This window comes from Dyadobacter diqingensis (assembly GCF_024220585.1).
Lineage (GTDB): Bacteria > Bacteroidota > Bacteroidia > Cytophagales > Spirosomataceae > Dyadobacter > Dyadobacter diqingensis.
In genome coordinates this window covers 1,296,254-1,322,906 of sequence record NZ_JAMXKF010000001.1, presented here as the reverse complement: position 1 = coordinate 1,322,906, position 26,653 = coordinate 1,296,254, and the positions used below count along the sequence as shown (strand labels likewise).

The 26,653-nt window shown below is 43.6% G+C and carries 16 protein-coding genes; 10 read left to right on the top strand and 6 right to left on the bottom strand.

Annotated elements, in window-relative coordinates; translation table 11 throughout:
* Positions 1 to 154: 154 nt before the first annotated feature.
* The 7 genes from M1L62_RS05265 to M1L62_RS29535 all read left to right on the top strand — a co-directional run bounded on the left by M1L62_RS05265 (position 155) and on the right by M1L62_RS29535 (position 9,674).
* Positions 155 to 1,411, top strand: a complete 1,257-nt coding sequence (locus M1L62_RS05265) for a peroxiredoxin family protein (RefSeq protein ID WP_254411954.1) — start codon at positions 155 to 157, stop codon at positions 1,409 to 1,411.
* Between the two features lie 44 nt (positions 1,412 to 1,455).
* Positions 1,456 to 2,643: a cysteine desulfurase family protein gene (locus M1L62_RS05260; protein WP_254411953.1), complete on the top strand. Its 1,188-nt coding sequence runs from the start codon at positions 1,456 to 1,458 to the stop codon at positions 2,641 to 2,643.
* Positions 2,644 to 2,820: 177 nt separating this feature from the next.
* On the top strand, positions 2,821 to 6,024 hold the full coding sequence (locus M1L62_RS05255; protein ID WP_254411952.1) for a SusC/RagA family TonB-linked outer membrane protein: 3,204 nt from the start codon (positions 2,821 to 2,823) through the stop codon (positions 6,022 to 6,024).
* Between the two features lie 48 nt (positions 6,025 to 6,072).
* Positions 6,073 to 7,518 carry a SusD/RagB family nutrient-binding outer membrane lipoprotein gene (locus M1L62_RS05250; RefSeq protein WP_254411951.1) on the top strand — a complete coding sequence of 482 codons (1,446 nt, stop codon included), beginning with the start codon at positions 6,073 to 6,075 and terminating at the stop codon, positions 7,516 to 7,518.
* Between the two features lie 245 nt (positions 7,519 to 7,763).
* Positions 7,764 to 8,042, top strand: coding sequence for a hypothetical protein (locus M1L62_RS05245; RefSeq protein WP_254411950.1), 279 nt, complete (start codon positions 7,764 to 7,766; stop codon positions 8,040 to 8,042).
* A gap of 212 nt (positions 8,043 to 8,254) precedes the next feature.
* A complete protein-coding gene (locus tag M1L62_RS05240; protein ID WP_254411949.1) occupies positions 8,255 to 8,749 on the top strand; it encodes a GNAT family N-acetyltransferase in 495 nt (164 codons plus the stop codon).
* Position 8,750: 1 nt separating this feature from the next.
* Positions 8,751 to 9,674 (top strand): GNAT family N-acetyltransferase, encoded by a 924-nt coding sequence (locus M1L62_RS29535; protein ID WP_310589957.1) that lies wholly within the window; start codon positions 8,751 to 8,753, stop codon positions 9,672 to 9,674.
* 68 nt (positions 9,675 to 9,742) lie between these two features.
* On the opposite strand, the gene M1L62_RS05230 is transcribed toward M1L62_RS29535, so the two are convergent.
* Together M1L62_RS05230 and M1L62_RS05225 are read right to left on the bottom strand one after the other, a co-directional pair.
* Entirely contained in the window at positions 9,743 to 12,535 is a 2,793-nt protein-coding gene (locus M1L62_RS05230; protein WP_254411948.1) for a TonB-dependent receptor, read from the bottom strand.
* A gap of 250 nt (positions 12,536 to 12,785) precedes the next feature.
* Positions 12,786 to 15,710 (bottom strand): TonB-dependent receptor, encoded by a 2,925-nt coding sequence (locus tag M1L62_RS05225; protein WP_254411947.1) that lies wholly within the window; start codon positions 15,708 to 15,710, stop codon positions 12,786 to 12,788.
* 572 nt (positions 15,711 to 16,282) lie between these two features.
* Here M1L62_RS05225 and M1L62_RS05220 point away from each other — a divergent pair.
* On the top strand, positions 16,283 to 18,406 hold the full coding sequence (locus M1L62_RS05220) for a tetratricopeptide repeat-containing sensor histidine kinase (protein ID WP_254411946.1): 2,124 nt from the start codon (positions 16,283 to 16,285) through the stop codon (positions 18,404 to 18,406).
* A gap of 82 nt (positions 18,407 to 18,488) precedes the next feature.
* Here M1L62_RS05220 and M1L62_RS05215 read toward each other — a convergent pair whose 3' ends face one another.
* The 4 genes from M1L62_RS05215 to M1L62_RS05200 all read right to left on the bottom strand — a co-directional run bounded on the left by M1L62_RS05215 (position 18,489) and on the right by M1L62_RS05200 (position 24,070).
* A complete protein-coding gene (locus M1L62_RS05215) occupies positions 18,489 to 20,018 on the bottom strand; it encodes a malate:quinone oxidoreductase (RefSeq protein ID WP_254411945.1) in 1,530 nt (509 codons plus the stop codon).
* A 302-nt stretch (positions 20,019 to 20,320) separates the two neighbouring features.
* A complete protein-coding gene (locus tag M1L62_RS05210) occupies positions 20,321 to 22,804 on the bottom strand; it encodes a T9SS type A sorting domain-containing protein (RefSeq protein ID WP_254411944.1) in 2,484 nt (827 codons plus the stop codon).
* Between the two features lie 82 nt (positions 22,805 to 22,886).
* Positions 22,887 to 23,684, bottom strand: coding sequence for a hypothetical protein (locus M1L62_RS05205; RefSeq protein WP_254411943.1), 798 nt, complete (start codon positions 23,682 to 23,684; stop codon positions 22,887 to 22,889).
* 50 nt (positions 23,685 to 23,734) lie between these two features.
* Positions 23,735 to 24,070 (bottom strand): hypothetical protein, encoded by a 336-nt coding sequence (locus M1L62_RS05200; protein ID WP_254411942.1) that lies wholly within the window; start codon positions 24,068 to 24,070, stop codon positions 23,735 to 23,737.
* A gap of 669 nt (positions 24,071 to 24,739) precedes the next feature.
* On the opposite strand from M1L62_RS05200, the gene M1L62_RS05195 reads away from it, so the two are divergent.
* Together M1L62_RS05195 and M1L62_RS05190 are read left to right on the top strand one after the other, a co-directional pair.
* Positions 24,740 to 25,972 (top strand): sensor histidine kinase, encoded by a 1,233-nt coding sequence (locus M1L62_RS05195; protein ID WP_254411941.1) that lies wholly within the window; start codon positions 24,740 to 24,742, stop codon positions 25,970 to 25,972.
* 17 nt (positions 25,973 to 25,989) lie between these two features.
* Positions 25,990 to 26,625, top strand: coding sequence for a response regulator transcription factor (locus M1L62_RS05190; protein WP_254411940.1), 636 nt, complete (start codon positions 25,990 to 25,992; stop codon positions 26,623 to 26,625).
* Positions 26,626 to 26,653: the final 28 nt, after the last annotated feature.

Here is a 26,653-nt window from a genome sequence, read left to right as displayed (position 1 = left end):
ATCCACTGAACAAAAGTTATTGCCGAGTACGTCCTGTAAAAGGATTTTATTGTGTTGCTCTGGAAAAAGAGCCATTTAACTGGAATTATTCGTTTATCTATCTAGTTAGATGGTAGAGAATGTATACTATTATTTAAACTGAAATTTTATATATATGAAAATCAATCGTTTATTGTTCACGCTGCTGTCGGCCTCGGTTTTCGTAACCGGAATTACCGGAACTACTTTTGCCCAGAACAAACCCGTTAAGGAAGGAAACTGGCGTGGTGTTTTTAAAGTAGGTGAACTGGATGTCCCTTTTAATTTCGAAGTAAAAAAGAAAACAGGCAATGAGCTGGTGCTGACTGCTGTCAACGGCGATCGTCGGGATGATTTCAATGCAAAGTACATCACGCCCGATTCCTTGCTGGTAACACTTAATACATTTGAGGCCGGCTTGTTTGCGAAAATTGAAAATGATGGAAGTCTGACCGGTGCGCATAAGAGTCTGGTACCAGGTGCCGGACGGGTAATTCCGTTCACGGCAAAGGCGGGTCAGTCCTATCGTTTTGTTGAACCAGGCAAAGAAATCAAACCTGCTGCGAACATCACCGGAAAATGGCTTGTCAAAATTAAATCCGACAAACCGGCTGCCGATCGTGTTGCTGTTTTTGAACAAAAGGGAAATAAACTAAACGGCATTATCCTGTCGATAACCGGCGATAGCCGCGAGCTTCAGGGCGATGTTCAGGGAGATGAATTTGTACTTTCAGGTTTCACGGGTTCGGGACCTTCTTATGTAAAGGGAAAAATCATCGACGGAAAATCAATCGAAGGCGCAATTGGAGCGGGTGCTAATCCGATCAAATTCTCGGGAACAAAGGATGACAACGCCGCCCTTGCCGATGCTTACGCGCTTACATTTCTGAAACCAGGTTATGACAAACTGGATTTTACATTTCCTGATCTGAACGGCAAACAGGTTTCATTAAGCGATGAAAAATACAAAGGTAAGGTAGTTATTATTGAACTGCTCGGCACTTGGTGCCCAAACTGTATCGATCAGGTCCAGTTTATGGCGCCCTGGTATAAGGAAAACAAACATCTGGGTGTAGAAGCGATAGGTCTGGCTTTTGAGGCGAAGGACGACTACGAGTTTGCTAAAAGGACGTTGACAAAATTGAAAAATCGCTACGACATTCAGTATGATCTGCTTTTTGCAGGAAAGGCTGATAAGGACGTGGTGGCACAAAAGCTGGTAGCACTTAAAGAATTCCTGGCTTTCCCGACGACGATTATTGTGGGCCGTGATGGTAAGGTAAAAGAGATTCACACCGGTTTTTCAGGCAAGGGAACAGGGCAATTTTACGACGATTACGTGAAAAAGTGGAACGAGGATCTTACAAAACTCATTGCCGAACCACTGCCGTAATCAAGACCATTCAAGTTGGAAATCTTCAAACTAAAAATTTAAAAATGGAAATTTATTGTGATAGCGCTGCCACGACGGCCATTGATCCTGAGGTTATTGAAGCCATATTGCCTTATCTGACAACAAACTTTGGAAATCCTTCGTCGAGCCACTGGGCCGGGCGTAAAGTACGCGAAGTGATTGACGCAGCCCGTCAGACCATTGCAAGGTTATTAAATGTGACGCCGGAGGAGATTTTCTTTGTGTCAGGCGCTACGGAGGCAAACAATCTGGCTCTTTCTGAGTCAATCAGGGAATATGGTTTGACACACGCGATCACAAGCCGGATTGAGCACAAAGCCGTTTTGGAACCGCTTTTGAGGCATGAAAGAGAAGGCGACATCGAAATAAGTTATGTGAAGCTGGATAAAAAAGGAAATGTTGACCTGGAACATCTTGAAAGATTATTGGATGCCAATCCGCAATCGCTGATCAGTCTGATGCATGGCAACAATGAAATCGGAAATCTGACGGATATCGAGGCGATCAGTAAACTGGCGAAGAAGTATAACGCAGCATTTCATACGGACACCACGCAGACCATCGGGAAAGTACAACTGAATCTGAGCGAATATCCGGTTGATTTTCTGGTAGGGTCGGCACACAAATTTCATGGTCCGAAAGGCGTGGGATTTATTTACATCAACAAAAGACATAAACTGAAACCACGGATTTTAGGCGGAGGCCAGGAGAGCGGACAAAGGGGTGGTACTGAAAATGTAATTGGCATTGTAGGTTTGGCGAAGGCACTGGAAATTGCCTACCGCGATTTCGATGCCGTGCAGGAAAAAACATCTTCGCTTAAACAACGCCTGATCGCACAGCTCGAAAACAGTGGTATTGAAAATATCGGTTTTAATGGAGAAAGCAGGTCTGATGTCAAAAGTCTTGGCGCTATTGCCAACATTTCATTCCCCTGTTTGAAATCCGGAAGTCTGGTCAGCAGCCTTGACCAACTGGGGATCGCGGTTTCTGGAGGCAGTGCCTGTTCCAATCTGGGAAATGGCGGTTCTCATGTGATCAGAGCCATCCAACATGAGGCTGACAAAGAAAATGTTCGTTTTTCTTTCAGCAAATTTAACACAACAGAAGAGGTTGATCAGATTGTCAACACCATTGCAAGAATTTACCAGGCTGATGTAACGCCGTCAGAGGCAGGTGTTTTGCAGCAATCCTTTACCTGGATTCCTTAACGGGAAAGAGATTTTAGAGCCTGTCACGAAGCTATTTAGATACAACCTTTCAGTCGCAGTTAAGCCAAATGTTTTGGAAAGAAAAATTGCTCGGCTATATTTGTATATTAAATCTATAAATTTAGTAGGATAATAATTTTTGAAAGCAATTTACCTCAATTAGTACCCAGTTTAATTATGAAAAAAAATCTAATTTATTTACTCCTGGTTCTTTTTACCGGGCAAATAAATCTGGCATTCAGTCAGGATATCACGGTCACCGGAAAGGTTGTTTCCCAAACGGATAAGGAGGCTTTGCCAGGCGTATCCATTTTGTTAAAAGGAACTTCCCGCGGCACAACCACAACGGCGGAAGGAAATTACAGCATAGAGGCAGCTCCCGGATCGGTGTTGATCTTCTCTTTTATCGGTTTAAAAACAACAGAATTAACAGTGCCAGCCAACGGGAAACTGGATGTGCTATTGGCAAACGATGATACCATTTTACAGGAAGTTGTCGTGACGGCACTTGGTATAGCAAAGGAAAAAAAGTCGCTTGGTTATGCCGTGCAGGAGCTCAAAACAAAGGATTTGGCAGAAGCGCGTGAGGGTAACCTTGTGAACGCACTGGCGGGAAAAATAGCCGGTGTCAACATCACCAACAGCCAGGGCGGAATGGGTTCGTCGCGTATTGTAATCCGTGGAGAAACTTCCATCGCAGGAAATAACCAGCCTTTATTCGTGGTAGACGGTATCCCGGTGGATAACTCACAATTGGGTGCAGGTGCCAATGGTTCCCGTGACTTTGCCAACGCAATTGCCGATATTAACCCGGACAACATCGAATCGATCAGTGTTTTGAAAGGACCTAACGCAGCGGCTTTATATGGTTCACGTGCATCAAACGGTGTTATTTTGATCAAAACGAAATCGGGAAAATCTTCGGTTCAAAAAGGATTGGGCGTAACTTTGAATATCGGTTATACCCTGGATAAACTACTTGTTTTGCCAAAATACCAGAACGTTTTCGGACAGGGAACGGGCGGACAATTCTCTTATAAAGATGGAAAAGGTGGTGGTATAAACGATGCGACGGACGAAAGCTGGGGACCTAAAATGGATGGTCGTTTGATCCCTCAGTTTTTCTCAAATGGTGAGGCAGTGCCTTTCGTAGCTCACCCGGATAACGTAAAAAACTTCTTTGAAACCGGCCATACCAGAACAACAGGTGTTTCTGTTGCGGGCTCAAATGAAAAACTGGATTATCGCTTTTCGTTCAACAACAGCAAGCAAACCGGGGTTATACCAAACACGGATATTTCTAAAAACTCGTTTGGGGTAAACACAACCTACCGCATCAACGACAAACTGACTTTATCAACAAGCGCTAATTTTGTCCGCACGGGCTCTGACAACTTACCGGGCACATCCGGACGCGGAAGCAGCGTAATGCTTCAATTCTTATGGTTCGGTCGTCAGGTGGATACCGAGCTGCTGAAAGATTACAATAAGGGCGGATTCGATTACAACTGGAACCACAGTTATTACAGTAATCCGTATTTGCTTCAATACGAAAACACGGTTGAGCAGCGCCGCGACAGATTTTTTGGCAATGTAAACCTGAACTATAAAATTACCGACTGGCTGACTGCCACCGTTCGTACAGGAAATGACTATTACACCGACAGACGTAAATTCAAAGTCGCTTACGGAACAAATGGTACGCCTTTCGGGTCGTATACCGAAGATGGTTATGCTGTAAATGAGAACAATACAGATTTCAACTTCAACTTACACAAAACCATTGGCGCCGATTTTGAAGTAGACTGGTTGGTAGGAGGAAGTTTCCGCAGCAACTTCAACGAACAGAATTATCAGCAGGCTCCCAAGTTGGCAGTAAGCGGCCTGTACACGTTGAATAACTCCCGTGACGCGTTGATCTCTTACAATGTGTTGCGCAAGCAAAAAGTATACAGTGGATTTTCTTCTGCCCAGATCGGTTTCAGAAACTATGCATTCCTGAACCTGACAGCCAGAAATGACTGGTCATCAACATTGCCTTCGGGAAATAACTCTTATTTCTATCCATCGGTTAACGCGAGTTTGGTACTTACAGATGCATTTAACATTAAAAGCAACATCCTGACTTTTGCTAAAATCCGTGGTGGATGGGCTGAGGTTGGCAAGGACACCGATCCTTATCAGCTGATCAATACATATCCGTTCAACCAGCCTTTTGGCAGCAGCCCTTTGCTGACCGTTTCGGATGTACTTTTGAATTCTAACCTGAAACCTGAAATCACGCGTTCTACGGAAGTTGGTTTGGATCTTGCCTTGTTCAAAAATAAAGCAAGACTGGATTTCAGTTACTACAACACCGACAGCTATAACCAGATCCTGAAAGCTGACGTTAGTCCAACAACAGGTTATAAACAAAAGTTACTGAACGCGGGTCACATCAATAACCGCGGATTTGAAGCAATGTTGAACGTTAAACCGGTAGAAACTGCTTCTGGTTTTAAATGGGATATCGGGATCAATTTTTCTAAAAACGTGAGCAAGGTAATTTCTTTGGATGACGAAGGATTCCTGAACGACTACAAACTGGGATCGAACGGATCGGCTACGGTTTATGCAAGTAAAGGTTTGGGTTATGGTGCCATCTTTGGAACTTCCTATACCAAGGATGCCAGCGGAAATATCGTTATCGGCGCCAATGGCTTGCCCGTTCGTGATGCCAACCTGAAAGTTTTAGGTCACTACACACCAAAATGGATTGGTGGGGTTACCAACTCGTTCTCTTACAAAGGATTTAACCTGAGCGTATTGATCGATACCAAACAAGGTGGTTCTATTTATTCTGCAACCAATGCAACCGGAAAATACACGGGTGTTTTGGCAGAAACATTACAGGGACGTGACGCGGCACACGGCGGTTTGACTTACTACTACCCTGGAAATAACAAGTCCGCGGCAGCGGTTCAGATCAACACGAGTGGTACTGCACCTGGCGGTGAAGTGGTTTACGAAGACGGAATTATTGCCAAAGGTGTTACTGCTGACGGCAAACCGAATGCAACCATCGTGTCTGCTGAAAGATATTACAAAGGTGTTTACAGCAACAGTGCCGGTATTAACGAAGCCAGCGTTTTGGATGCGTCATTTATCAAACTGAGAGAGGTGAAACTGAGTTATGCGTTTCCTCAAACTTGGGTTAGCAAATACAGTCTGCATAATGTAGTGCTTTCGGTTTATGGACGTAACCTGGCATTCCTGCAAAGAAAAGCTACCAATATTGATCCTGAAACTGCCTTCAACACGGGTAATACGGGTCAGGGTTTGGAATCGCTTCAATTGCCGACAACCAGTTCTTACGGTTTTAACCTGTCAATCGGATTTTAATGATCCAACTTCCGAACAGTTTAGTAACATTCTTTAATTACAGAAATAATGAATCATAAAAATATAATTTTCAGAAGCGTTTTCACTTTGGCACTTGCTGGCTTTTTGGGCGCTTGCCAGGATGATCTTGAAGATGTGAACAAAAATCCAAACGAGGCAATCGTTGCCCAGCCGGATTATTTGCTTGCCAATGCGATCAAATCCAATGCCGATATTATTCTGGGTTCTGACGCTTCGATGGAAACCACAACTTTGTATGTGCAGCACTGGGCAAAAATTCAGTATACAGATCCCGATAAATACACGGCCAGCGTAACGAATATTCAGAACGTCTGGACAAACTTTTACTCGCTTGGCCTTACCGATTTCGATAAGGTGATCAAGCTGGGAGAGGAGTCAGGCAATGTGAACTACCAGGCTGTCGGGCTGATCCTGAAATCATGGTCGTTTCAATTGCTGACCGATTTGTACGGAGATATTCCTTACAGCCAGGCCGTGAAAATTGATCAGTTCCTTACGCCTAAATACGATGCGCAAAAAGATGTGTACGTAGGCTTACTGGCCGATCTTAAAAAGGCGTCCGATTTGATCAATACCAGCGGAAGCCCGATCAGCGGTGACCTCGTTTACAACGGAAATCTGACCAAATGGAAGAAATTTGCTAATTCTCTTCGTCTGCGTATCGCACTGCGTATTGCTGACAAAGATCCTGTAACGGCGAAAGCAGTGGTAACGGAACTGGCTGCAAACCCAAGTCTGCTGATTGCAAGCAACGATGACATTGCGCAGCTGACTTACCTGGCCTCGCCAAACCAGAACCCGGTTTCGAAAGATCGTGAAACCCGTGACGATTACCGTGTCAGTAAATCGGTGATTGATAAACTTCAGGAATTAAAAGATCCGCGTCTTGCCATTTTTGCAAACAAAACGGTTGATGCAACGCCGACAAGTTATGTGGGTGTGACCAACGGATTGCTGGCGGATTCAGCAGCCAAACTTGGGTTTACAAAAACTTCCAAACTGGGCGATTATTTCACTGCACCGACCTCGCCAGCTGTATTTTTAAGTTATTCGGAAGTACTTTTTAACCTGGCAGAAGCAGCGCAGCGTAATTTCACTTCCGGTGATGCAGCAGCGTTATATCAACAGGCGATCACGGCTTCTTTGCAGCAGTTCAAGGTTAGCAGCGGAGATATTACCACGTATCTGGGACAGCCGTCCGTGGCTTACAATGCGGCCAACTACAAGAAATCAATTGGTGATCAGAAATGGCTTGCGTTGTTCAGTCAGGGGCTTGAAGCTTATGCAGAATGGAGAAGACTTGATTATCCACAATTAAAACCGGCTTATGCAGGTGTTTTGAATGGGAAATTCCCATTGCGCTTGACTTATCCGACGGGTGAGCAGGCATTAAACAGCACCAACTACAAGGCGGCTGTGGCAAACCAGGGAGAAGATAAGCTGACAACCAAATTGTGGTTTGACGCGCAGTAAGGCACTTACTGAAAAGATTATAATAAGATTTTGTTTTCTGCCGGGAGCTTGTGTTTTCGGCAGAAAACAAATTTTAAGTAAAAGGAAATCAGGTTTTAGGTACAATGCCGAATTAATTTACTTTATTAATATATAAAACTAGTAGACTATATAGAATAAAGGAAAATTAGTAGTAATTTTGAGTAACATAAATAGAAACAGTTTTTAAGTAATCACAACATCAATGACTATAAACTTCACATCAAATGAGAAATACGTATCAAATAAAAATTTCCTATCAGAATAATCTGAGTCTTCACAAGATTACTTCACTGATCGAATCGGTGAAAGGTGTAAAGATTAAACAGCTGAATCTGATCAGCAAAGGCAGAGACTTTGTCGGTGTACTGGGTGTTGAAGTTTCGCACCTGATCGACCTTGATTCCGTTGTATCGCTTATCCAGTCCAACCGTGAAGTGTCTACGGTAGAAAAAATATATCCCAATCCTTTTGCGGCTTCCACGGAAATGTGGTGTACGCCTTAATTGTTCCGGTCCCGGTTCAAAATCTGACTATAAAAATCCCGACAACCGCCTTATAGTCTTTTTTTTCTTCATTGACTTTATCAATCCTTTCATTTCTCATTGTCCCGCAAGACAGTGTATAACAGCTGATTTTATCGGTGTATAAAATTAAAATTATAGCGCCTGTGATTTTATGTAGTTAACTACATATATTTGTACATAAATTTAATATTATGTCAAATATACCTCACATAGAGACTGTTGGTAATTCCTTTTCCCAACAGATCGTAGACCTGATCATCCCTATTCAGCAGATTGAGTTCGGTGTGCCGATAACTCTGGCAGACCAGCCGGATTTGCTTGACATCGAAAATAACTATCATGCCACCGGAGGTAATTTCTGGGGTGCTTTGCATGAAGGTAAAGTGGTCGGGACAATTGCTTTGATTGCCATTGGCGATAACAAAGGAGTGATCCGTAAGATGTTTGTTAACAAAGAATTTCGTGGCAAAGAGTTCGGGATCGCTCAGAAGCTGCTCGATCAACTTGTTGCTTATTGCAGAGTGAATGGAATCAGTGATCTGTATCTCGGCACGGTTGACATCCTGAAAGCAGCGATACGTTTTTATGAAAGAAATGGTTTTGTGACGATCGCAAAACAGGATCTGCCGGCTACTTTCCCCATCATGTCGGCCGACAATGTTTTTTGCCATCTTGAAATCAGATAATATGAACAGTATCGATCAGTCCGGTATTCTCGCAATTTCCACGCGTTTGCAGCGCATCAGCGACCGTCTCAGAAAAGATGGCTTACAGATTTACAAGGAAAATGGCATCGAATTTGAACCTAAGTGGTTTCCGGTGATTTATACTTTGGAGCAAAAAAAGTGTTTAAGTATAGGAGAACTTGCGGCGGAGATCGGTTATGCGCATCCTTCAACCATCAGTTTATTGAAGGAACTGGAAAAGGAAAAACTGATTATTTCGGTAAAAGACAAAAAAGATGACCGTAAAAGGTTGATCCAGCTGACGCCAAAAGCAGAGGAATTGATCACGCGAATGAGGCCTGTATGGAAGATTATGACAGCGGCTGCTACGGAGCTAACCGATACGACGAATAACATTATGCTCGCAATTAACGAGGTGGAGGCAGCATTCAAGAAAAAGAGCTTTTTGGAAAGGGCATTAACAATTATGGAAAATAATAAAACAGCTTCTGCAACCAAAACAACGGATCATGTGGAAGTCAGGAAGATAAGCAGTGCGGAAGATCTGAAAACGGCTTTCGCAATCCGCCGTCAGGTTTTTGTGGTTGGGCAAAATGTAAACGCGGAAGCTGAGGAAGAGGGAAATGAGGAGGCGACTCATTTTCTGGCAAAGGTGAATGATTTGCCGGCGGGAACAGCACGCTGGCGTAAGACGAAGGATGGTTATAAACTGGAACGTTTTGCGGTACTGAATGCATACCGGGGCAGTGGGGTAGGCGCGGCACTCGTGCAAACAATCCTGGCTGATTTGCCGAAGGGTGCGCGGACTTATCTGCATGCGCAACTTAGGGCGGCGAAATTTTATGAGAAAAACGGCTTTGTTCAGTTTGGAGATGTTTTCACCGAAGAAAATATTGAGCACATCAAAATGGAACAATATATTTAAAAAACGCGGCTGGCGTGCGGGAATTTTAACCCCGAACGCCAGCCGCATTTTTGTCAAAACTTATCAGTTTAAAGCGTCAGAGATAACCGTGCGAACAGAAAACGTCCGTTAAAACCAAACTGCTGGCCGGTTCTCGAATACACAAAATAACCTGCACCGGTATTGCCTCCGATGGTCTTATCCGGGTAAATATCGAGTAAATTATTTGCTCCAAGCGTCAGGCGGATACTTTTAACAAGATCATAACTAAGCGCAAGATCGGTGATTACTTTTCCGCCGAAAGTCTGGGCATCAGCATCTACGTTGGTGGCTGCATCCACCGGCCCGAAATACACATTACGCAGAAACACGCCAAACTTGTTCAGATTATAACTTAGTGTTAAGTTGCTTTTGATACGCGGAACTGCCGATTCGAAGTAGGTTCGGCTGGCTTTATCAAAATAAATACTTTCTTTTCCAACCAGTAATGGGGAAGCTTTTATAGCTCCTGCAACATTGGTTTTAACAAACGTTCCGGATAAATCGGCGCGCAAACGTCCTTTACCCAAACTCTCGGTGTATGTAAGCACAGCGTCAATTCCTTTGGTTTCGGTATCGATGGCATTGGCGAAGAACCGGGCCGTTTGGGCGTTTGCCTGGTCAAGCAGTTCATAAATTTCCTTATCCTGATCGCTGGCGCCCGGCTTGTTGCTGCCTGTAAAATTGCCGGTGTAAATGACACGGTTATCAATTCGGATGTAATAGCCGTCGACAGTAAGTTTGAACTTGCCAAAACTGCCTGTGAAACCCAGACTGTAATTTTGAGATGTTTCCTGCTTCAAAGCCGGGATACCCAGTAATTGGGCAGGACGGCTGTCGTTGGTAAAGGTTCCCGATTGAATAATCTGGCCGTCAATAAATAAACTGGATGTCGCGCTGAAATAACGCTGATGCAAAGAAGGTGCCCGGAAACCCGTGCTCGCAGCGCCGCGGATGGCCCAGTTCTCACCGATCTTGTAACGGGAAGATATTTTCCAGTTTAAAGTCGATCCAAAATCTGAATAATTTTCAAACCGTAATGCTCCGTCGACAAGCCAGGATGGTGTAAAATTAAATTCAAGATCGGCATAAGCTGCCACGGCGGTGCGTGTTGCATTGACGGCATTTTCAGGACGGAAACCCGGGAAGGCCTGTGCGCCTCCGCCGTAAGGACTGCCATTCTGAGCTCTCCGTGTCTGGATATTTCCTGTGATATCCGGAATTAGGATATCCTTCCCCGTACCATCCGTCCCGACCTTAATAGCCCGGCCATAATCGGCATATGAATTTTCTTCACCTTCAATGATCTTATAATTCTCAAAACGATGTTCCGCACCGAAAGCGACATTCAGGCCGTATAAAACATCGTCAAACCGGCGGTTAAAATCAAGATTTGTTGTGTTCTGTGCAAAACGGTAACCTCCGTCGGTGAAGGTGGTTGGCGATGCTTTCAGTAAGGAGGCATTAAGAGCATTTGAAGTGGTGAAATCGATCTGGTTTCGTCCGAATGTATTACTGAAATCGGCATTCCATTTCCCGACTTTTCCACGGATACCCGTAGCGAAAGACTGGTCATAGTTATCCGTTCCGATCAAAGGTAGAAAGCCGAGCGGATAAATTTCCTGGATATTCTGTGTGATCTGAGCGGGCTGCCTGCGAAAAGCAGCGGATTCGCCACTTCTGTAATTGAGGCCACCAAAAGCATAAAACTCTGCGCCGTCATTCAGAGGAATAACACTATTGAATGAAAATGCCCCGCCGCGGTTGGACGCCTGCCCGATTCTTGAATTGAAATCTGAACGCTGCAACCCACGCCGCTGCAATTCCGCAGTTGTGATATCAACACCGGTTGGATTCGGGTATAAAGTCGGGTTATTGTAATCGCTGAAAATAACGCCGGTGAATTCTTTCATCCGGTTTGTAGGGTTTCTGAAATCAAAAGAGCCCGCAAAATTGACGAAGCCGCCTTTGGTACCCAGGGGCAAACCAAAATTCACATTCGCCTGCACGTTTTCTCCGTCAATGGTGCCCTCCGAATTTTTGGAAACATAACCACCCGTCGTGATGTTGGCACGGACCTGGCTAACGTTGTCTTCCAGAATGATATTGATCACACCCGCAATGGCATCAGAGCCGTACTGCGCAGCTGCGCCATCACGGAGAATTTCGATTTTCTTAATCGCGGAAGTGGGAATCGCATTCAAATCCGTTCCGACAGAGCCTTTTCCAAAAGTTCCGTTGATATTTACAAGCGATGTATTGTGTCGGCGTTTTCCATTGATTAAAACCAAAACCTGATCAGGACCCAGGCCGCGGAGCGAAGCCGGATCAATGTGGTCTGTTCCGTCTCCTAATACCTGTGTGTTGGAGTTAAATGACGGAGCGACATAATTCAATATCTGGTTCAAAGAAACCTGCCCGACATCCTTGACAATTCGCTGGACGTCGATAACATCAACGGGCACAGGGGTATCCAATTGAGAACGCGGCTCACCACGAGAGCCCAGCACAACAAATTCTTCCAGAGATATCGTTTCCAGATTAAAGTTGAGTTCGAGTGTTTGTCCGCTCGTCAGGGTTATGGACTGTGTTTTTGGATTGAAGCCTGCAAAGCTGGCAATCACATTGTAGGTTCCGGGAGACAGAGGGAGTTTGTAGGTCCCCTGGGCATCGGTGATCACGCCGGAACTTTGTCCCTGAATATAAACCGAAGCGCCCGGCAGTACTTCTTGTCCATCTTTTACAACGCCCTGCACGAAGGATTGGGCAAAGCTTACATTTGTCAGAATAAAAAACAGAAAAGTTGCGGCTTTCAGTTTTCTCATGGGTAATAAACTTTTCATAGTCGGATTTGTTTGATGAATAATAACCTGAATTGTAATCACAAAGCAGTACTGCGGCGTCAAACGCTGTAACAAAATAAATTAGATTTAAATTTTATAAAATTGGATTAAATAGATTGTGGTTGAACGGCGAAAGAAATTGAAAAGCGAGGGCTGTATCAGGTAAAAAAAACATAAATGCAGAAAGCGCAGGAGTTAAATTTAAACTCCTGCGCTTTCTTTCATATTATTTAAAATTTAGTGTTAAACTTTAATTCAACAAGTTATCAAATGTAATGGCTACATAGTAGAGGCCTCCAAGTGTCGGACCGCCTGCGTACTGAATGTAGTTGTTGTTGAAAATGTTGCTGCCACCCACTTTCACAGTTCCCTTGATGGAAGGTACCTTGTAAGTAACCTGTGCATCGAAAGTGTGTATTGCAGGAACATTTCCATTAACCAAAGGACTTTCCCAAAGGAATTTTTGCTGCCATCTGTAAACCACGCTGAACCCTAAATTTTTAGCAATCTGGCGGTTTCCAAACTGGATGTTGGCAGTCCACTCGGGTGTGTTAAACCCGGTTACAAAAATATCTGTCGTTGCATTACTCTTGATTTTGTTAAAACTGGTATTTCCTGAAACTGTGTAGTTTTTGTAAAAGTTATAGGTAAGTCCCAAAGCAGAACCATAGTTTCTGTATTTGTTTTTTGCGTTGGTATAAACCCGGTAACGATCCTGACCCGAGTCTCTGTTGGCATCAAGCATTGCCAAAACGGCTGCGTCGGTACCCACGGTCTGGCCTTTTGGAACATCCACCTGTACCTGACCAAGGAAACCATCGTACGTGTTGGTATAAGCATCAAAGTCAAAAACCAGCGTATTGTCCAGGAATACACTTTTGTATCCGAATTCAAAGGAGTGAATTCCTTCCGGACGCCCCTTATCAAGTTGTGCTTTTACCAGTAAATTACGGTTTGCCAAAGCTGCGTCGTTACGGTTTGCACCGGCAGCAACAGCGGCATTCACGGCTGCGTTAAAGATCACACCCGAAGCACGTGTGTAACTGTTGTCAAGATATCCCAGTCCTTCGTTGATATAAGGAAGGCTTCCCACGCGTTTCACTCGCCCGTTATTTACATAAGACAATGCTTCAAACAAACCTGGGAAACGATATCCCTGCTGGTAGGTAAAGCGGAAATTGTTGCTTTTATCTGGTGAATAAACAGCGGCCAGACGAGGTGTCAGGATTGGTTTAAATTCAGGATTGTAATCAAAACGCAGCGAACCGAACAATTTAAGTTTTTCAGCAAAAAGGGTTTTGGTCACCTGCGCAAAACCACCGATTTTTTTGTAGTCGATATTCTTGCCATAGGTACCGTTTTCCAAAACCTTACCGCGGTCAGCGATAGGGCGGGAGAAATCAACAAAGCTGTTTCCGTCCGGAACGATTTCATACAAACGGGCATCTCCGCCAATTAACAGGTCAAAAGCCTTGGTATATTTTGAAAGGTCCCACTGGCCTTCCACATGGTACAAATGGCTCTTCTGGATCAAAGCGGCACCGCCTGACACAGGCGCATCCGGAATGGTCGAAGACTTGATGTCCCAGTTGTTAATGCTGCGAATCAACGCTTTCTGATCGTCAAATGCCTTGGTTCCCGGCACGGCACGGTTTGCATCGGCAACCTGGCGGGCGTAGGCTGTTGCTGCGGCAAGATTGCCATCGTTCAATGCACCTCCGTTGTCTGTTGCATATTTGTTCAATGCCGCTTTATAGGCCGCTCCCCACACGGTTCCGCTTCCGCCTGTGGAAAGGTCCATGTTATCAGCAAGCGGTTTTACGTTAAACGAGTCACCCGAATCTTCTGAGGATGTATAGGCGCGTACCAGGAAGTTGGCTCCTTTTAGTTCCAGTTTATGGTTTTGCACGATCACATTGTCAAGCTGGATTTTATTTCCGCGCTGGAAAACACCGTCCATTTTACCGATACGGTAGCTATATGACAACTCAGCCTTGTCGCTGATGCGGTAATGCAGTGCAGCGTCAAATTTAAGGTTATCCACGTTCGGGCTCACCAGATCTTTTTCCCAATATCCTGTGCGGGCCACGTTCAAAGTCTGGTTTGCTTTTCCGTTAATGTTCAGGCCGCTTACCGAAACCGTGTTGCTACCGGCAAGAACGTCGTCACCATATTTGTTCCATCCGTCAAAAGCGGCATTATTCGCGCCATTCAGCGATGAAAAACTTGGGTTGGCACTTTTCAGATTGTTCGGGTTCTGGTCTAAACGGGTATCGGCAAGCCAGTCGGTTCCTTTCATGTAACTGAAATTGACTTTAAAGGCGAATTTGTTGTTGAAAGCTTTTGCGTAACGTATGGCCGTTTCAGTTAAAACGCTCGCGTCGCGACCGGTTCCACCTACGTGGTTAACACCGGTTTTCTGATAAACACTAAGTCCCTGATAAAAGAAAGGGCTTTTTGTCAATAAGTTAGACATCCCGTTGATCGCATTCAAACCATAAAGGGCCGATGCCGCACCCGGTGTAATTTCCACACTGGCGATATCAAGTTCCGTCGGCCCGATCGCATTTCCAAGCGGCACACCAAGCGTGGCAGCCTGCATATCGATACCATCAACGAGCTGCATGAAACGGTAGTTGCTCGGGATATTGAAACCGCGGGTATTAGGTATTTTAAAGGTTAAACTCGAAGTTGTCATCTGAACGCCTTTCACGTTTTCAAGCGCATCATAAAACGATGGGGAAGGAGACTCGCGGATGGCACGGATATCCAGTTTCGCAATGGCAACCGGTGATTTCAGAATGCTTTCCTCCACACGTGAAGCCGTTACAACGATTTCCTGTGCCAGCTGTGTTTGTGTTACAAGCTCAATGTTGATATTGGAACCGGGGCTGGAAACTTCAAATTCCTGAGTCTGGAACCCAACGCTGGAAATAACCAGTGTAAAAGGATATTTAGCTTTTGAACGTAGCTTAAAGCTTCCGTCATTGTCTGTGGTGGTTCCGGCAACGGTACCTTTAATGAGTACACTTACACCGGGAAGTGTAGTTTTATCTGCCTTGTCAATGATTTTTCCTGAAATTTCAATGAAATTATTTCCTTGGGCAAAAGTCAGTGCGGGAAGTGCAAGCAGCATGAACAGGGTAAATTTCTTTACATAAAGCAATGCTTTCATAAATGCGTATTATTTTAAACGGATTGGATAAAAATGGTGGTTATTTTTACTGAATGTTGTTTAATGGCTGATGCAACAACGGCATTTAAGAATGGAGCTCATTTTTATAGTTCTTTTATAATCTCTATCGATTTAGTAGACAAAAGTAATTCCATTTTTGTAAACTTCAAATTTTTAGAAGAAATTATAATAATTTTAAGTAGTACCAAGTGAGCCTATGCGAGTGCGCAGGGAAACGAGACGTGTTTTAAAAAGTGCGAAATGTTAAAATTTAGGCTGTTAGCAGCGAAAAGTGGCGTAGTAAGCCGACCTGTCGGTGATTAGAAATCGAGGACATATTTTTTATATTCTGCACAAAATAAAGAATGTAGTTAAGTCAAAGGCATATAAATTATTTCTATGAGATGGGAAGAAAGAAAAGAATAGAAAGTGCTGATACGCTGATTTAAACAAATACAGGTTTATTTCTTTGTAGTATTTTTTAATGTACTGGTAATGAATTAATTTTAATCCTTGAATTAATTTGTTTATAGAATTATTTCGATAAAATTCATAACCCTCATTATAAATAAATGGCAAAGAGTCTTTCTGCCCATTTTGTAAATCTTCTCACCAAGGTATGTGGTGCCGTATTAATCGCTGCTACCCTGTTTTTTTTATTTTCCTGCAATGAATCTATAACTGAAAACACCGATCACACCACGTATGTTGACAGCATAAGGGAAAAGGCCAATCGAATGCTGGATAAGGGTGACTTCAACAAGGCTATGTCATTTTTTGACTCGGCTTACAGCCAGATAGACAACCCCGGAGTTGGCGACGAGATCAGGAAGTTTAACTTTAAGGGACAAAATTATTATCCAAAACTCGGAGAGCACAAGAGCGCGTTGGTACATGTGGATAGTATTTTTCCTCTTTTGGCTAGTGAAGATCTGAAAAAGAAATATATACGGGAATACTCGGCTGCGTTATTTCAAAAAGGTGATTTATTGTTTGAGCTGAAAAGATTTAGCGACGCTTATCTATATTATTACAGAGGCAATTTGATTGCCAGAACTATCTTTGACCCTTGCGCCGTCAGCGAATATACTTACCGGCTGGGAATGGTGAGTTATAAACAAATGAAATATGTTGAGGCGATCAATAATTTCAAACAGTGTTATGAAGATGCCGCATTTTGTCGCAAAGATTTCAAGAATTTTGCCCTAAGACAGGAACTGCTCGCCAACATTTCTCTGAGTTATGGGAAACTGAATATGCCCGACAGTTCGTTGGCTTTCAGCAAAAAGGCACTGGCTTTTATCAATGAAGAGGCAAAGGTATTTCCTGACAGGAAGGATTACATCGAGATGGCAAAGGCGGTGGTCTATGGGAATGAGTCTGACCAGTATTATAAAAAGGGAGATACCCTGACGGCGATAACTTTGTTAAAGCAAAGTTATGAAACCAATATTCAGAAAGGGTTTGATTTGCCGGATGCTCAGATGGCGATGGCAAGGCTAGGTTATATCTATGTGGAATCAGGGCACCTGGATGAAGCCTGCGAAATTGCAGAAAAACTTAAGGCGTCGATGGATACAAGCTATAATTTGTTTGTAGACATAAGCTTGCAGAAGCTTTACTGGAAATATTATGATGAGCTCAAAAAGCCGGAAGAGGCTTATGTTTTTCTTCAAAAATACATTCAGTTGAAAGATTCGCTGGACAACAGGAATAAAAAACTCGTCAGCGCTGATGTAGGCAGGGAATTTCAGAACATTGAGCAGCAATATAATTACAATCTGCTGAGTAAAGAAAACGATCAGAAAATATATTATCTGTACGCGCTGGCGGTTTTTGTGGTAATGGCGCTGGCCATTTTGTTGCTGATCTGGCAAAACTGGCGTGGTTCCAAATCCAACGTTTCGTCATTGACAAAGCTCAACAGGCAGATTACTTTTCAAAACACGCAGCTGGAACAAACACTGAACGACCTTCAGCAAAGTAATGATGATAAGGATAAGATATTGAAAGTGGTTGCGCATGATCTTCGTAATCCTCTGGGAGCTATCGTTTCAATTTCTTCCATATTGCTTGATGAGGAAGGGATTTCCGATGAAAATGTGGAACTGCTGAAAATGTTAAAAACCTCCGGGCTGCAATCCATTGAAATGATTAGCGATTTGTTGTCGGCCAACCTTAATTACCGTCCGGAAGAAATGAAGATGGAGCAAATTGATATGCGCATGCTGCTAAATGAATGCGTGGATCAGTTGAAATTTAAGGCGGAGGAAAAAGAGCAGCAGCTGGAACTGGAAGTGGAGGATGATGCAGTGGTGCTGGCCGATCGTGAGAAATTGCAGCGGGTATTAAGTAACCTGATCGTCAACGCGATCAAGTTTAGTAAACTGAATGCCACGGTGAAAGTCAAAATGACGATCAGAGAGGATAAAATGGAGCTTTCCGTGACCGACCAGGGTATTGGGATTCCGGATGAACTGAAAAGTAAGATTTTTGACCCGTTTACGAAAGCAAAACGTTGGGGAACTTCCGGTGAACAGCCATTTGGTTTAGGACTTTCCATTTCCAAACAGATTGTGGAGGCACACGAAGGGAAAATATGGTTCGAGAGTGAGGAAAACAAAGGTACCGTTTTCTATGTGGAGCTGCCTGTTAACGCACCTGTTGTTAATGCACCTTCAACATTGACTTTCTAATAAACTGATAAGATTCGGGCATAAAAGAAAAAACCGGACTGCGCTGGCAATCCGGTTTTTCTTTGAATATGTTATCCGCAGATTATGCAAGGATTTCTTCTTCCATTCTTGAAGCACTTAACTGCAATACCTGCGTCGTCCATGCTCTGGTTTTTGCGGCAAGTTTTGCATCCTTGGCAAGGGAATTTCCAAACGAAGGAATAAGTGTTTTAAGTTTTTGTTTCCATTCTGGCGACTGAGTTTCCTTTGGATAACAACGGTGGATCAAGTCAAGCATGATAGAAACCGAAGTAGAAGCACCCGGAGATGCACCAAGCAAAGCGGCCAAAGATCCGTCGGCGGCTGTTACCATTTCTGTTCCGAATTCAAGTACACCACCTTCTTTTTTATCTTTTTTGATTACCTGCACACGCTGACCTGCTTTTTCCAGTACCCAGTCTTCCAGACGTGCACCCGGCATATAATCTCTCAAAGCAGCCAAACGGTCTTCCGGAGATTGTCTTACCTGATCGATCAGATATTTTGTCAATGGTATATTATGAATACCGGCGGCGAGCATCGGTTTGATATTGTTCAATTTGATGGAACGCGGCAAATCAAGATAAGAACCATTTTTAAGGAACTTCGTTGAAAAACCTGCATAAGGACCAAACAGAAGTGCTTTTTTGCCGTCAATTACACGTGTATCAAGGTGAGGGACAGACATTGGAGGAGAACCCACCGCTGCTTTTCCGTAAACTTTCGCCTGGTGACGTTCGATGATTTCTGGTTTATTGCAAACCAGCCACTGGCCGCTTACGGGGAATCCTCCAAAGCCTTTTCCTTCCGGAATACCTGATTTTTCCAATAACGGCAATGAGCCACCACCTGCACCGATAAATACAAAAGGTGTACGAACTTTCTGTGATTTTCTTGTCGCGAGATCTTTGATTGAGATCGTCCAGGAACCGTCAGCCGCATGTTTGAAATCTTCAACTTCGTGGTTCAGGTAAAGATTCACACCATCCTGTGTTTCGAGATAGTCGAATATCGTTCTGGTTAATGAGCCAAAGTTGACATCGGTACCAAGTTCCATACGTGTTGCAGCAACCGCCTCATTTGGATCTCTGCCATCCATAATCAACGGAACCCAGTTTTCTATTTCCGACTTGTCCTCAGAATATTTCATTCCTTCAAACAAGTGGTGAGCAGTAAGCGCGTCGTAGCGTTTTTTCAGATAGTCGACATTCTCGCTTCCCCACACAAAACTCATGTGCGGAATGTGACGAATGAACTCTTCAGGCGACTCAATAATTTTATTCTCTACAAGATACGACCAGAATTCTTTTGAAACTTCAAACGATTCGGCGATTTTGATAGCTTTTGAAATTTCAACAGAACCATCTTCCTGTTGCGGCGTGTAATTCAACTCGCAAAAAGCAGAATGGCCTGTTCCTGCATTGTTCCAGGCATCGGAACTTTCAGCAGTTACACGATCCAGTCTCTCAAAAATGGAGATTGTAAAAGCGGGATTCAACTTTTTAAGTAAGATTCCCAGCGTAGCACTCATGATACCGGCTCCGATCAATACGACATCGGGAGCAATCGATTTTATAGACTTTTTGGTACTCATTGTGTAAGAAAGAATTATAGTTCATTAGGCCCATCAGCCCGGAAAAATCCAAAATCTCTATAATGAACAATATTGCTTGTAATATTTGTTTCCAAAATAAGCTAATTGAAAAAATAAATTGATCAAAATTGTAAAAGTTCTTTTTTTTGATCAACTAAAACATTGTTAGATTCTATAAATTTCGATACAAAAGTAATTTTTAAAAAGGTTAACAACAAATAAAAAAATGTTGCCAGTGATGAACTGACAACATTTTTCTTGGATAAGTACAGGATGTAACTTATTTTAAATAAAGTAATTACTTACTTTTTGACTATTTTGAAAACTTCGTTGTTGATCTTGATCAGATATAACCCGACCGGGAATTTTGACATGTCAAAGTTGTAATTATGGCCATTCGGTTGCGCAGACTGCAATTTTATTCCCGAAGAATTTATAATTTCAACTGAGTTTATTTCAATTTCTGACTGAATGGTTAATTGATCGGTTACAGGATTTGGATAAACTTTTACGGCGGTTGCTGCTTTCACTTTAATGCTGATAATCCGGCTGTATTCGAAGGATTCATCTAAATCAACTTGCTTTAAACGATAGTAATAAATACCGTCGGCGATGTTATAGTCCCGGAACGTATATTGCTTGTCGGATTTGGAATCACCGGCTGCGGCTACTTTCCCGATTGCCTCGAAATTGATGGCATTGGTACTGCGTTCTATTTCAAAATGAGATGAATTGCTTTCTGAAACCGAAGCCCATTCCAGTGTCGAAGCGTCGTTGATAGCATAACCTGAGAAATATTTGAGTGTCACCGGTAGCGCGCTGTTAATGGTACTGACAAAAAATCCGCCGGCACTGGTTACGTCAAGGCTGATCACCCAACTGCTTAAAGTGTTATTCCATACGATAGATACCGGGGTGATTTCACTGCGGCTGCCTGTGTAACTGCCAATGGATCCGTCTGCGGATGTACCCTGGAACTGAACAATACGCAGATTGTTCATACCTGTCTGATCTGTCGGATTTTTTGGGATGTCCGTTGAACTTATGGCATTAAAGGCATCGAATTCCTGCTGGCTGAAAAATAGAGTTAAGCGGGAATTGATAGCGCTGACACCTGTTTTTATGTCAAAATGACGTTGCAGATAAGGGGCGTTCAGATATAATTTAACGGATGGATCAATGATGGCTTTGGTCGTCAATGTCCCGTTGATCAATGGAGATCCTGCTGACGGAAGGATTTGTCCGATGATCCGGCAATCCGTTGCCATGATGCCATTTGATCCGCTATGAATGGTCTGTTGCGATACGTCGGCGTTTTTTGCAATAGAGGTAGGAACCGTAGTACCCGGAACTTTCAGTCTGGGCGAGAAAATAACATTTTGGAAATTGTCTGTAATTTTGAGTTTGTAATCGCCTGATGCTGATGTGAACTGCTGAGAGCCCGAAAGTGAATTGGTGCAGTTATCCGCGGAAAGCCAGCTATATCCTGACCAGCCATTAGGCGCCTGAAATATTACATCGGCAGTTTCGGTACGGGCAACAGTGACGTTTGGCGGGGCTATTGCGCCATAGGGTGTTGACTGTGCGAAAAAATCCGTGGTTAGTCTTTGAGACCACAAACCCGCAAGGTGCAAAAGACCGGCTCCTGAAAAATGAACATGATCGCTGCGGTAGTTCGTGTCCCAGTAGTCGTCTGTTGCCGGGCCGGCAAATACGCCAGGCAGCTTGTAAGCCATGTCATTGCCATGACTGCCAATGCCAATCACATCATTTTGCGCATCAATCACAGGCTGCCAGGTTCGGGAAACACCGCCGACGTCAAAACGTGAAACTCTGGAAACCACCCAGGCCAGATTACTCTTTCCTGACTGGTCGCGGGTTGCCTGAATGACTTCACGGATATCTTTTAAATAGTCGGCCTCAGTCCGGCTGACAAGGTTATCCGTTTCACCCTGATGCCACAAGATAGCCCTGATGCCCAACTGCGCGACATAATTATTCAGCGCGATCCGAAGATGCCCGAAAGGAAGGCCGGTAGGAAAGGTATAGCCAAATTCACTGACTGTCACATTGGAAGAATTAATTGTTTCCCGCCAGTTTCTGATACCGGTACTGGACCAGCCAGCATTAAAAATCATGACCGGAACCTGCAATTTTTTTACCAGACTATCGCCAAATGCGCCCCAGCACCAGGCATAATTGCCAAAGGGAGCTGTTTTTGTTAAAGCGTCCAGATGTACAAATTCAGGGCAGGGAAGTTGAATATCGGCATACGGTGCGATGCCAGGATAATTATTGGCATTCAGGTTTTGAAAGTTGACACTGTTGACACGATCATCGGTAGCTCCCGGACCGTTGGCATTTCCATCACCTCCGGTTGCATTGGATTGGCCTGCAACAACAAAAACCTCGCCTGCGCCGACGTGTTCGACGGTTCCGCTGCTGATTTCGGCGTCGTTAAGTATTGCCCTTACCTGAAGCCTGTACCAGCCGCCTGATACGGGCAGGGAACCATAAAAATTACCGCCGACAGGATTATTCTGGATCGTTGCCCATCCTCCGCCTGCGGGGGATTCAATACCTTGTCCGGCGGCACGAGGGACAAACCGGGCCTCAACGCGGTCTGCGCAGCCGGAAAAATAACCTGCGATGGTGATTGTGGCTTTATTTGCATTATCTCTTTGAAAAACAACGCGATCAGAGGGAAATGTAACGGTTATCTGACCTGAACTGATTTGTGGCAGGATTAGTGCCAGTACTAAAAGGGGTAGGTAAGCTAATTTCATAGAGGTTCCTTTAAAAAGGACAGTAGTGAACGAAAAATTTTGACCTGGGGCTGTCCTCAGGTCGGATGGTGAGTAAAGTTGTTTAGTAGGAAGTTAAGGCCGGGAATGAAGTACAGCCTTTTTGCATAACATTGGCATTGCCATAACCGCTTGTTTTCCCGGAGATAGTTTTCATTTCGGAGGCAGGACCGGGGCAAATGATCAGCCCGGCACTGGTTGTTAATGATTTTGACAATTGTGCATAACCCGTTTGGGTTAATTTGGCCGTACCGTCGAAAACATAAACCCGGTTATCATAGTTATTGACAAGGTTTACGACGTTGGTCAGTGAGTTTTTTCCCAGCATTACTTTCCCATTTTTGGAATTAAGCCGCAAGGTACCGATATCCACCGTTCCATTATTCACAAAAGTGGATTTTTTACTTGCAAAATTTAATTCTGACGATCCCCAGTTCATCCTGGAGTCGGGACCTTCGTTCAGGATATGGTTATTGCCATTGGATAACATTACGTTTCCCATATACGTCACCGAGCCATGATTACTCAGCGTAACATCGCCATTGAAAATCAGCGCAGGTAAGATCGCTGATCCGGTCTCTGTAACGAGAATTGTGCCCTTATTAATGGAAAGATTATTGATTCTGACTTGTCCGCTGATAATCAAAGTGCCGCCTTGCAATGTCAGGTAAGTAATGGTGATATTTCCTGAGAGGCATTTTGTTTCGCCTTTTTTTATAACGTCGTAATCAGCGGCTGGCTCACAGGGAATATTGGTTTCCAGGCTGATTTCTGATTTTCGCTGTTGTGCGAGAACGGACGCAGCGCCGAAAAGGCACAGCAATACCGAAAGAAAATAATTTCTTGCAGAGGTAGATTTCATAAGTATGATAAATTGGTAGAAATGGATGCAGAGAATTTTAAAAACAGATCTCAGGCAAATTCACTCTTCAATTTATCATGCAGATTATATAGACGGCCGACGAAGTCGTTGCATTCATCCTCGGTGAGATAGTCGATGGTATTGGCCACAGCATTGACCACGACTCTACCTTCTTCATTTAGCTGAGAACCCCTTTTTTTGATAAACACAACGATTTCTTCCCATTCCTGAGAAAGCTGCTCTGAAAAATATTTAGGGTCGAGAATGTTGAAATAAGCTGCCTGTGCTTTAAGGCGTTCTTTCAGTTTTACGGAAGTACCAGATATCGAAAGGCTTTCTATCATCTTGGAAAGCTCGACATAAGTGAAAATGTTAGACTGTTTCATAATTGAGGAGGATGTATATCTTTCGTTCGGTTCTTATAAGTGTATTATGGCGCATGGTAAAAAAAATAGTGTGTGTTAATTGCTTTAATATCAGTGTGTATGGTCGATAAATACTGCATTCAATATTTACTGTCGCGTAAAGTTAAAAATTAGAAATCAGATTATAGGTAGTAAAATATTGGTGATTTAGTAGAAATAAATCGACAAAATTTATTGAATTTGTCGACACTGAAATGAAAAAAAATGATATGCTTTCGTGTCTGAACATCGTGTAGCAGATACTTGGCTGTAAATGTCTGACATCGGTGGGAAATTGGATGTTGGAATATTCTGGATGATACTCGTTCATAATAATCCTCCCAAAATCTCCGGAACTACTTATTCGCTGGCAGTTTTTACACTACCAGCGACTTATTTAATGCCCAACGGGCTGATAGAGGAGGATTTCAGATATGGGTATTCAAGAATAAATTAAGATTCATGGATCATGATGCGGCCACTACATTGGATAAAAAAAGATGTATTTGTCCGCTACTTTTGAGGAATCAAAAATAGACGCATAAATGGCGGTAATCAATCACCCATATTGGGGGATTTTACGAAACCACAGATCGATATTCACTAAAATGTAATAAGGCTGGTTAATTTTGTCCTGTTAAAATTATAAAGATGATACCCGAGAAGCTGATCCATTATTTTCTGACACCCGAAATGCGAAATCAATTGCATCCGGAATACGATCAGGTGCGTACCATCGTAAGTGGTGCCATTGTGGCTACGGCATTGTTACTTATTCTGCCAATTCCGCTTGCATTTTTTCCGCCGCCGCTGATAGGTTATTATGCCATGGCGTTTTTGGGGATATGTACGTTATTTTCTTTGAAATTCTACGGGATCTACTGGCCACCGTTAATCCTGGCCTTGCTGACGAGTTATTTTGTAATCATCACCGATACGTTGGAAACCGGTGCGATCGATTCTCCTGCCGTTACCACGTTGTATCTGCTCCTGCTGACCGGTTTTTGGTTTAACCGTAAAATAGGTCTCTGCATGATCGTGCTGAACATCATCTCCATCACCATCATATTTTATTCGGTGCCCGAAGCCAACGGGCAGAGTTTGTATGCCGTGGTATCTCATATTGTGCTTACAATCTTTTTTGGGACTTTCTTTTGGTTTGTTCAGGAGCAGCATGACGCAGCGCGTTTACAGATAAGGGAACAGCAGCACATCCGGATCGATCTTTTGGACCGGGCGGTAAAAGAAAGGACGCAGCAATTGTCTACGATGCGTCAAAATCTGGCCAGCGATTTTCATGATGAAACCGGGAATATGTTGTCGGCGATTACCAGACAGGCCGCCGTGTTGAAATTAAAACTGAAAGATCAGTCGTCTGTACTGTCCATTGTGGACAACATCATCGCGAACAGTGATCAGCTCTATGCGTCCAGCCGTGATTTTTTATGGAGTGTCAACAACAATAGCGACGACCCGCAGGAGCTTTTCGCATACCTGACTTCCTTTGGGCAAATATTTTATAACCAGTTTGATATTGCTTTTTCAGCAAATGTAACCATTAATTCTGCCCAGGAATCTGCACATTTACAGCCATTTGCTTCCAGACATATTATTTTTATTTTTAAAGAAGCGATGACCAATGTGGCCAAACATGCCGGTGCCAGGGAAGTGATTCTGGAAATGGCAGTTTATCAAAAGCATGTCAGTATTTCGTTGCAGGATGATGGGAGCTGGAAGGAGCCTGATGAGGCCATTTTACATAACGGGCTGCAAAATATGGAAAAGCGAAGCCGGGATAACCAGTTTAAATTGAATGTATATGGTAGTTCAAAGGGGACACGTTTGCAACTGGAAGCACCGGTTCATTTTACAATTTTTGAATAGGCAACAAACTGGAAATCATGAAGAAGCGTATTACTATTATTGAAGATAATGTCTCCATACGAGAAGGTTTCAGGGCCGTGCTGGATACCATCGAAAAATATGAAGTGATGAATTTGTACAGCAATTGTGAAGATGCGCTGGCAAATCTGGATCAGGACCAGCCCGACGTTGTGCTGATGGATATCGAGCTGCCCGGTATGGACGGGATTGCCGGTACGGTACGGATCAAAAAACAATTGCCAAATTGTATCGTGCTGATTATAACCGTGCTGGAAGACAGCGAGAAGGTTTTTCGCTCTTTGTGTGCAGGTGCCGGCGGTTATATTGTTAAAAATTCAAATATTTCGGAGATTGTCCAGAACATCGATGAAGCGCTGGCGGGCGGAGCGCCGATGAGTTTATCGATTGCGAGAATGGTAGTACAGTCTTTCCGCCAACAACAGGATTCTCCTTTAACCGAACGGGAAACACAGGTTTTACAAAGTATTGCAGAAGGGAAAAGTTATTCTAAAATAGCGCTGGATCTGTATGTAAGTAAAGAAACCATCCGCAGTCATATCAAGAATATTTACAGGAAGCTTGAAGTGTCAAGCAAAGCAGATGCGATTAAAATTGCCAACTCCAACAAATGGGTGACGGGGAGGTCTTTATAAGCCAGTGCCGTATGTGACGATACTGGCT